This window comes from Streptomyces sp. 7R007 (assembly GCF_054850255.1).
In genome coordinates, this window is sequence record NZ_JBTWMV010000112.1 from 1 (window position 1) to 8,326 (window position 8,326).

Annotated in this window: 9 protein-coding genes and 1 pseudogene; 3 read left to right on the forward strand and 7 right to left on the reverse strand. The window is 69.5% G+C overall.

All coding sequences use genetic code 11. From position 1 onward, the window contains the following. Positions 1-60: 60 nt before the first annotated feature. Positions 61-519: a MarR family winged helix-turn-helix transcriptional regulator gene (locus tag ACYF6T_RS43975; protein WP_461703605.1), complete on the reverse strand. Its 459-nt coding sequence runs from the start codon at positions 517-519 to the stop codon at positions 61-63. Between the two features lie 137 nt (positions 520-656). On the opposite strand from ACYF6T_RS43975, the gene ACYF6T_RS43980 reads away from it, so the two are divergent. Beyond that, a complete protein-coding gene (locus ACYF6T_RS43980; RefSeq protein WP_461703606.1) occupies positions 657-1,754 on the forward strand; it encodes an SDR family oxidoreductase in 1,098 nt (365 codons plus the stop codon). Positions 1,755-1,823: 69 nt separating this feature from the next. Here ACYF6T_RS43980 and ACYF6T_RS43985 read toward each other — a convergent pair. The 5 genes and pseudogenes from ACYF6T_RS43985 to ACYF6T_RS44005 form a co-directional block, all read right to left on the reverse strand. Then, a pseudogene (locus ACYF6T_RS43985) lies at positions 1,824-2,243 on the reverse strand (ISL3 family transposase); the annotation flags it as partial. A 123-nt stretch (positions 2,244-2,366) separates the two neighbouring features. After that, positions 2,367-2,603, reverse strand: a complete 237-nt coding sequence (locus tag ACYF6T_RS43990) for a hypothetical protein (protein ID WP_461703607.1) — start codon at positions 2,601-2,603, stop codon at positions 2,367-2,369. Positions 2,604-2,713: 110 nt separating this feature from the next. Then, positions 2,714-3,025: a hypothetical protein gene (locus ACYF6T_RS43995; protein WP_461703608.1), complete on the reverse strand. Its 312-nt coding sequence runs from the start codon at positions 3,023-3,025 to the stop codon at positions 2,714-2,716. 259 nt (positions 3,026-3,284) lie between these two features. Continuing rightward, positions 3,285-3,407, reverse strand: coding sequence for a hypothetical protein (locus ACYF6T_RS44000; RefSeq protein ID WP_461703609.1), 123 nt, complete (start codon positions 3,405-3,407; stop codon positions 3,285-3,287). A 320-nt stretch (positions 3,408-3,727) separates the two neighbouring features. Next, positions 3,728-4,339, reverse strand: coding sequence for a TetR/AcrR family transcriptional regulator (locus ACYF6T_RS44005; RefSeq protein ID WP_461703610.1), 612 nt, complete (start codon positions 4,337-4,339; stop codon positions 3,728-3,730). A gap of 121 nt (positions 4,340-4,460) precedes the next feature. On the opposite strand from ACYF6T_RS44005, the gene ACYF6T_RS44010 reads away from it, so the two are divergent. Together ACYF6T_RS44010 and ACYF6T_RS44015 are read left to right on the forward strand one after the other, a co-directional pair. After that, positions 4,461-5,396, forward strand: a complete 936-nt coding sequence (locus ACYF6T_RS44010; protein ID WP_461703611.1) for a carbon-nitrogen hydrolase family protein — start codon at positions 4,461-4,463, stop codon at positions 5,394-5,396. Further along, complete coding sequence (locus ACYF6T_RS44015; RefSeq protein WP_461703612.1) at positions 5,393-6,778, forward strand: APC family permease; 1,386 nt, start codon at positions 5,393-5,395, stop codon at positions 6,776-6,778. Before ACYF6T_RS44010 ends, ACYF6T_RS44015 begins: the two co-directional genes overlap by 4 nt. A gap of 261 nt (positions 6,779-7,039) precedes the next feature. Here ACYF6T_RS44015 and ACYF6T_RS44020 read toward each other — a convergent pair whose 3' ends face one another. After that, positions 7,040-7,618, reverse strand: a complete 579-nt coding sequence (locus ACYF6T_RS44020) for an MmyB family transcriptional regulator (protein WP_461703613.1) — start codon at positions 7,616-7,618, stop codon at positions 7,040-7,042. Positions 7,619-8,326 lie beyond the last annotated feature (708 nt).

Below are 8,326 nucleotides of genomic sequence, written 5' to 3' on the forward strand. Positions count from 1 at the left end.
GGATGGGCCACGGTGTGCTCGCGCGACAGCTTGCTGACGGACCCTCACGCAAGACCGAGGCTAGGCCGGTTGTGGCTTGTGGCTGTCGAGTAGTTTGGCGAGCAGGGCCTGGAGTTGGCTTTGTTCTGCAGGGTCGAGGCCGGCGAGGAGTTCCGCCTGCACGGCATCGGCGTGCTGTTGGAGTTGTTCGAGATGCCGCTTTCCGGCGGTGGTGAGGGTGACGACGTTGCGGCGCCGGTTGGTGGGGTCGGCGTGGCGGGTCACTCGGTGGCAGTCCTGCAGGCGGTTGAGGATGCCGCTGACGTCGTTGCGGTCGAGGCCGAGGCGCCGTCCGATCTCGGCCTGGCTGAGCGCTCCGTACTCCTCCAGGGCTGCCAGTACGGCGAAATCGCCGCGGGCGCCCAGCGGCATGCGTCGCGCAGTCAGCCGGGCGCCGAGCGTCGACACCTTGCTCGCCTGCCAGCTGGCTAGCCCACGCAGTCGGGCCGGGGGTTGCAATGCGTGCTCCATGTCCGCCATGCCCCCATCCTAACTGTTGGCCATCCCAACACATGCTGCTATGTTGGCTAGGCCAACGTTGGTTCGACCAACACGTGGGCGGGATCAATGGCGGATCGCCGGTCCACTGCCCCTCACCGCTGCCGAGGAGTAATCCCATGCACAGCATCACCACACTTCCCGACCTGCCCGGGCGCCGGGTTGTCGTTCCGGGCGGCACCGGAGCCGTAGGCGAGGGTGTCGTCCGCAGCTACCTCGCCGCCGGCGCGGACGTCCTCGTCCCGACCCGCACCCAGGAGCGGGCGGAGGAGTTCCGACGCGTGCTCGGTGACGCGGCGGCCGACCGCCTGCACCTGGTGGTCCACGACTACACGACGTTCGCCGGCGCCGAGCAGCTCGCCGACGAGATGCAGCGCAGGCTCGGCGGCATCGACGACGTCGTGGCCCCGATCGGTGGATGGTGGGCCGGCAAGCGGCTCTGGGAGATCGACGGGAGCGACTGGCAGAGCGCCTTCGTCGGGCTCGCCGCCGCGCACGTGGCCGTCCTGCGGGCCTTCCTGCCCCGGCTGAACGCCGGCGGCGCCTACACGCTGATCGTCGGGGAATCCGCGCTCACGCCGGTACCCGGCAGTGGCTTGGTCAGCATGGAGCAGGCCGCCCTGCTGATGATGCGGCGGGTCCTCCAGGCCGAGGCCGCAGGACGGCAGCGTGTCTTCGCCCTGGTCCTCGGGCCGGTCAAGACCCGCCTGGCCGACTCCGGCGATCCGGACCGGGTCAGTGCCGAGCAAGTAGGTGCGATCGCCGTCGCGGTCTCATCCGCAGCAACCGTGGACGGCCAGGAGATCCTGCTGCGCGGTCGGGCCGAGGCGGACCAGGCGCTGGCACTGCTGCGAGGCGCCCAGCCCGTCAGCACCGGCACGGTCGTTGCCGTGTCCACGATGAAGGCCAAGAACGGACGACGTGAGGACCTCGTCGAGGTGCTGGCCGCACTCGCGCCGCAGATCCGTGCCGAACCTGGGTGCCTGCACTACTCGGTGCACCGCGCGCGCGGCGACGCGGACGGACCGCTGCTGGCCATCCAGGTGTTCGCCTCGATCGAGGCGTTCACGCAGCACAGCGCGAACGTGGCGGCTCAGATCCCGAGGATCGCCGCCCTCCTTGCCGCGCCCCCCGTGCCACCGACCCTGTTCGAACCGGTCCCGCCCTCCGCACCCACCGAGGGCGTCAGCAACGGCCAGAAGAGCCGCGTTTGCTGACATCACCCCGCTCAGGGGAGTGCAAATCCACCGGCCCTGTCGCACATTCGGTGGTGACGGAGCGTGCTGTTATCCGAGGAGGACGCGGTGCCGGAGCAGGGTGAAGCCTGCTCGTCCGTGCATCTGGCGCGCGATCCGCTTGGTCTTGGTGCTGACGCCCTCGGCGGGGCCGTTGCTGTACGGAAGGATGAGCCCCGCGATCACGGCGTCGAGGTCTCGGCCCCAGGCCCCGGGTGAAGGCGTGCAGATGAGACAGGTCGGCTGCTCGGACGGGCGATCCAGCGCGTGAGCGTCGGCGTGGTCGGCGTGCGGCGTAAGAAGCGGGGCCAAGCCCCTGACACCGGCTGCGAGTCGGGTCATCTCGGGGCAGGCGGCGGTGAGCTTGGCCAGGAGCTCGTGCTGCTCGGCCTTGAAGTCGCCGAGCCTGGTCAGCAGCACCCGGGCGAGCCTGCGCGGGGAAGGTCGAGATCTTCTTCCCGAACCTGGCCCGTCGGCTGCTGCGGCGCAGTGAGTTCACCTCGCGCCAAGACCTCATCCACCACATCCGCGAATTCGCCATCGCCTACGACGATGAGGCCCGACCCTCCCACTGGACCTATCACCGAACACCACTCAACGCCGCATGACCCCCGCAAGACCAATGCGGCACTGCACCAGGCGCCGCAGGGCGGCAAAGCTGGCGGGGAAGACGAGGTCGTGTTCCAGGACCAGTCGGAATCCCCGCTCCTCCCATGCTTCGGCGTTGCCCTCGAACTCCACCTGTTCCAGAAGCACGGGGACGCGATCGACAACCCCGTAGCAGTCGCGCATCCGCGTCCAGTTCACCACCTTGGCATCAAAGCGCCTCATGGCAATCGGCACCTGGACCGCGGACACGTGGCCGTGACGTCGTCAGCGTGTGGTCGCGTCGCGAGGGAGATCGTTGACGATGTGTTCCAGGCGCCGTTCGATGATTTCGCTCATCTCGCCCCGTTCGTGGCTGGCTTGCGCAGCGCGTCGAGTTCGAGCTTTTCACCATCCGAGGCTGCGCGGCCTGTCACCGCAGGCGCTCGGATGCGTGCGCCGTAGTCATTCAGCGTCTCCACCGGATGCCCGTGCGCCGAGGCGTCGTGCGTCGACTCATCGGAGGGTTCATGAGGGTCGCCGTAGTCCGAGATGGCCACGTACCAGTCATCGTGCATCAGCTCGTCCGGGGCTCGCAGGCCTCGCGCTGTCGCCTCCCGCTCTTCCTCCCTGAACCGGTTCACGTCGAGGGTGCCCAGCAGCTGCATCTCCGTACAGGCGTTGTCCAGAACGAGCTGCTAGGTGCGAAGCGATGAACGCACGTCAACCAGGCGTTCGATCTCTGCCTGGGTTTCCTCGCGCCTGCGTGCCTCCTTCGCCTGCTCGTGGGCAGTCCGTTGCTGATGCAGCGGACCCCAGTATGCGACCGCAGCAGTCAACAAGGATCCGCCAAGAACTCCCAACAGCCCGTACACAGCATCTGACATGCGCACCAACGTGGCACAGCCCAGGCACGAACCCGTGACCTCAAGGCGCGTTGGGCCGCAACGGTTCGGGGGCCTTGTCCCTCAGCAGGTGGGAGGCCTGCGCCGCCTTGGCCCTCGACTGCCTGGCATCGGCCGCGGCCTTGTCCTTCACTGGGACGGGCATCTTGTCCCGCACCTGGGGCGCCACCCTAGCTGCCTGACCTTCAGCTGCCCGGCCTTGGCGGCGGCCTGCTGCTTGATCTCGTCCGCCGTTGCCGTCAACACCGCGCCCTATCCCCCCCGAGTTCCTCACACGTGTGCAATCACCCGGCGACCAGGATTGCCGCCAGCATGCGCATCCCCGACGCCGCCAGGGCTCCGCGCCTCACCGCCGGCAGGGGGCGACGCCATCACCAAGACGGTCCGGCATCAATCGGCTCCCCGAGTCGTGCTCCGGTGCCGGTGCCGGCCGCGGCGCGGCACGGTATTCGGGGTGCTGCCCGGTCATCCGCTCCGGCCGAAGGCCGGATTGCCCGTGACGATGCGGGCGTGGTCGAGCAGGCGGTCCTCGATGTCCTGGGCGGTCGCGTCGCCGACCAGCAGGTCCATCGCGTAGCCGTCCTCGAGTGCCACGAAGGAGCGTCCGAGGGCCAAGGCGTCGCCGATCAGCGTGAACTCGCCGCTTTTCTGGCCGAGTTCGAGGACCTGGCGGTAGAGCTCGGTCTGCTGGTGCACGAAGGTGCGCTGCCGGTCGGCGGCGCCCTCGTTGCGCAGGGCCACCGGGAACAGCTCGAAGAGCAGCCGGGTGCTCTGCTCGCCTTCACCGGGCCAGGGCACGCCGCTGCGGACGCAGGCACGCAACCGCGCCACCGGCCCTTCGGCTTCCGCGATGGCACGCTCGCGGCTGACGAAGTACGTCGCGGCGCTGCGCTCGAACACGGCGGCGAACAGTTCCTGGATGTCGGCGTAGTAGTAGAGCACCGAGGCGGGGGTGACGCCGGCGACCCTGGCGACGTCCCGCAGCTTGGTGGCGGTGGCCCCGAGTTCCACCACGGTCCTGGCGGTCGCGTCGATCAGCTGGGCGCGGCGTTCCGCCTGGTTCTTGGGTCGGGCCATGGTCGACATGCTCGCATACCGCCGGACGCCGCCTGTATTCGCTTACGCGGACCCATTGACCACCCACCATTCGTTAACTAAATTTCGTTTAACTAATCCCCGAGTCCAGACCTGGTGTCCCATGTCCCGACCCCTCCCCCTGGTGATGGCCCAGGCAGCCCAGCGCACCGCCGACGATCTGGACGGCCTGGCCGCCGACGTTCGAAGGCGCACGTCGGGGCTGCCGGCCGCACCGCTGGTCGTCTATCCCGAGCTGCACCTGGGCGCCCCAGCGGGCGGTGCCACGCTCACACCCGCCGAACTGCCCGAAGCCCTCGCCGAAGCCATGAACGGCCCGCGCGACCGCGCTCTGGCCGAACTCGCCGGCGACCTGGGTGTCTGGCTCGCCCCGGGCAGCGTCTACGAGCGCGCAGCCGACGGACGCGTGTACAACACCGCCCCCGTGTACTCGCCGCACGGCGAACGGATCGCCACCTACCGCAAGATCTTCCCGTGGCGCCCCTACGAGACCGTCGCACCCGGCGCCGAGTTCACCGTCGTCGACCTCGACGGCATCGGCCGCGTGGGCCTGTCGATCTGCTACGACGCATGGTTCCCGGAGACCACCCGCCACCTGGCCTGGATGGGCGCCGAGCTGGTACTGAACTGCGTACTGACCTCCGGCAGCGACCGCGCCCAGGAGACCGTGCTGGCCCGCGCCAACGCCATCGTCAACCAGGTGTTCGTCGCCAGCGTCAACTGCGCCGCGCCCGCCGGCACCGGCCGCAGCATGCTCGTGGACCCTCAGGGAAACGTGCGTTCCGAGGCCGCTGCCGACAGCGACACCACGCTCACCGACGTGATCGACCTCGACGAGGTCGCCAACGTCCGCCGTCTCGGCACCGCCGCCCTCAACCGGCCGTGGCAGCAGTTCCGCCCCGACGACGAACCCCTCGCCCTGCCCCTCTACCAAGGCAGGATCGACCCCTCCACCTGGGCCGGCGCCACCGCCCCGGCCCCCTTCCCGCACGTCCCCACCGACAGCCGCCGCGCTCTCGGGGAAGAGAGGACACCGTGACGGACCAGCCCACCCGCATGCGCGGAGACCTCGGACTGGTCTCCGTGGTCGCCTTCGGCGTCGCCTACATGGCCCCCGCCGTCGTCACCTCGATCTTCGGCGTCATCGCCGCCGCCAGCAAGGGTGCTGCGGCCACCGCCTACGTGATCGCCACCGGTGCCATGCTGCTGACCGGCCTCAGCTACGCCAAGATGGCCAAGGTGCACCCCAGCTCCGGCTCCGTGTACACCTACGCCCGCAAGGAACTCGACTCCCGCATCGGATTCCTGTCCGGCTGGGCCCTGCTGCTGGACTACCTCTTCCTGCCGATGGTCGCCTGGCTGCTCCAGGCCATCTACCTGCACGCTCAGTTCCCGGCCGTCCCGGAGTGGGCGTGGCTGGTCATCAACGTCGTCCTCGCCACAGCCATCAACGTGATCGGGCTGAAGGTCGCCGACCGGGTCAACCGAGTACTGCTGGTCGGCGTCACCGCCGTCCTCGTCGTGCTCGCGGTGCTCTGCGTGCACTACGGACTCGGCCACGGCGGCGCCCCCGCGGCCGGGCAGGCCTTCTGGAACGGCGCCACCAGCCTGTCCGCCGTCACCGCGGCGGCCGCCGTCGCCGCCTACGCCTTCCTCGGCTTCGACGCGGTCAGCACCCTCAGCGAGGAGGTGCGCGACCCGCAGCGCACCATCCCGCGCAGCATCGTCCTGACCGTGCTGACACGCGGCACCGTCTTCGTGGTCATCTCCTTCCTGATGCAGTGGGCCCACCCGGGCGGGTCATTCCCCGACGAGAACTCCGCCGGATACCTGCTGGCCACCACCGTCGGCGGGAAGACCTTCGCCGACGTCGCCAACATCGTCGGCATGCTGGGCGGGTTCGCCTCCTGCGTGGCCATCCAGGCCAGCACCAGCCGCCTGATGTTCGTCATGGGCCGCGACGGGGCCCTGCCGCGCCGCGTCTTCGGGCGCCTGCACCGCAAGCTGCTCACCCCGGTCGTCAACGTGCTGGTCATCGGCGCCGTCGGCCTGCTGGCCATGAACCTTTCGCTGGCCGACGCCACCTCCTTCATCAACTTCGGCGCGTTCCTGGGCTTCACCCTCGTCAACATCTGCGTGATCGCCTACGCCGTGCGGCAGTGGCGCTCCGGAACCCGGCACTCCCCCGTGCGGTACTTCGTGCTACCGGCCGCCGGCGCCGCGGTCGACGTCTACCTGATCACCCAGCTCGGCGGCACCGCCGTCCGGCTCGGCCTCGGCTGGCTGGTCATCGGCATCGTCTGGCTCGCTGTGATCACCAAGGGCTTCCGGCGCCCGGCCCCTGAGATGCGGCTCGGGTCGGACGAGGAAGCCGACCCCTTGGAGTCGGAAGGCTCCGGCCCCCTGATGCCGACGGCATGAACCCGCCCGGGGCTCCCGGCCGCCGAGAGCGGCCGGGAGCCCCGGACCGTTGGCTCGGGTGCTTCACGGGTGCCACCCGCATCGTCGTCTCCGCGCTGTGACCAGCGCGGTCAGCAGGGCGTCGTCGGCCTTCTGGCCGCCGACGGTGAGTCCGTGAACTCAGCCTCGGTCGTCATGCCGGCCCTGAGAGGAACGTCGAAGGCAGAGTCCTCGACGTGGAACACACATCATGGCCCGTTGGCATCAGCCCCACAGGAAGGCTCAGTCGCTGGTTCCAAGGCCCCGCGTTTCATGCGAGCGTGGGGGCTTCCCATTCTTCGTGGTCCCTCCTCGGTCGGTGGCCGTCAGTGAGCCGAGAAGCGCCGGCGCCTGCGCCGAAGGCGTACCTGGCTCGGCGCGATGGACGACGAGAAGCAAGCCCTCGGGACCGGCGATGGCCAGTTTCTCGCGTCGCAGACGCAGCTCGCCGACCTGAGGGTGCATCAGCCGGGTCGTGGCCGACTCCCAGCGGCGCACGTCGTGACGGGCCCACAACTGGCGACAGCGATGACTTTTGAGCAACAGCTCACCAATGAGCTGAGTCAGTCGCGGATCGTCCGTGTCGCTCCCGGTCGCGGCACGCAGCTGGGCGACGATCCCCGCGGTGCCCTGTTCCCAGTCCATGTGAAGCTCACGGGCGACAGGATCAGTGAACAGCGCCCGGAGTCGGTTGACTTCCGGTGCCAGGTGTGGAGACAGGGCGACGGCCGCGTCATTGGCGGCGCGTACGTCCGTACACCGGTTTTGCACGAACGCCGGCACCGTGAACGTGCCCAGCAACATCACGATGCCCTCAGGCACGCGCTCGCTGCGCGGCCGGGGCGGTCAACGGCGCGGAGCGGGCCAGGCCCTGTGCCTTGGTCCCAGACGGGCGCGCGGAGGGCGGCCAGACCTGCTTTGGAAGCGGGCCGGACACCGGAAAGGGTCTGGACGATCTGCCCGCATTCTTGCGACGTGAGGAATCAGGTGACAACACGTGACCGTACTGCCCAGAGGTCACCCAGGTCACAGCCGCCCGTCGGTGCCGGGTCAGGCCAGGCCTGAGGTGCTGGTCGCCGCCTGGGTGACGAAGAACTCGGCGGCTGCAGGACGCGTTGGCGAGCCCTGCGCATGGCCTTCGGGCGCGAGTCGGCATGAACCGCGAGCGCCGCACCGCGCACGAAGTGCTGGGGTGACGTGCCGACGTGGTCGAGGCACCTGGACGCGCACGTCCTCCTCCCGCTCGAACGGCGGTACCGGCGGTCCGTTCCGGTCCATGGCGGGCCGCGGAGCAGCGTGCCCGCCGCTGGGCCGAGAGTCCGCCCGCAGCGGTGGTGTGCAAAGACGGACCACTCCGCTGCAGGCGTCACCTGCGCGGGCGGGCTGGCGCCTTCCCGTTGCACCGCCTCCTGGAGCTCGACGGACCCGACGACGCCGGGTCGCCAACTGCGGCCTCCCACGCAGAAGATGGCAGGTGACAGTCAGTGAAGCGACTGCGCCCAGTCGTAGAGACGGTGTGCGCTGTCACCG

Excerpts from the sequence above, each read along its gene's own strand:
- ACYF6T_RS43995 (WP_461703608.1), bottom strand. The coding sequence starts at position 3,025 with ATGCAGCTGCTGGGCACCCTCGACGTGAACCGGTTCAGGGAGGAAGAG.
- ACYF6T_RS43990 (WP_461703607.1), bottom strand. The coding sequence starts at position 2,603 with ATGAGGCGCTTTGATGCCAAGGTGGTGAACTGGACGCGGATGCGCGAC.
- ACYF6T_RS44005 (WP_461703610.1), bottom strand. The coding sequence starts at position 4,339 with ATGGCCCGACCCAAGAACCAGGCGGAACGCCGCGCCCAGCTGATCGAC.
- ACYF6T_RS43980 (WP_461703606.1), top strand. The coding sequence starts at position 657 with ATGCACAGCATCACCACACTTCCCGACCTGCCCGGGCGCCGGGTTGTC.
- ACYF6T_RS43975 (WP_461703605.1), bottom strand. The coding sequence starts at position 519 with ATGGCGGACATGGAGCACGCATTGCAACCCCCGGCCCGACTGCGTGGG.
- ACYF6T_RS44010 (WP_461703611.1), top strand. The coding sequence starts at position 4,461 with ATGTCCCGACCCCTCCCCCTGGTGATGGCCCAGGCAGCCCAGCGCACC.
- ACYF6T_RS44000 (WP_461703609.1), bottom strand. The coding sequence starts at position 3,407 with ATGCCCGTCCCAGTGAAGGACAAGGCCGCGGCCGATGCCAGGCAGTCG.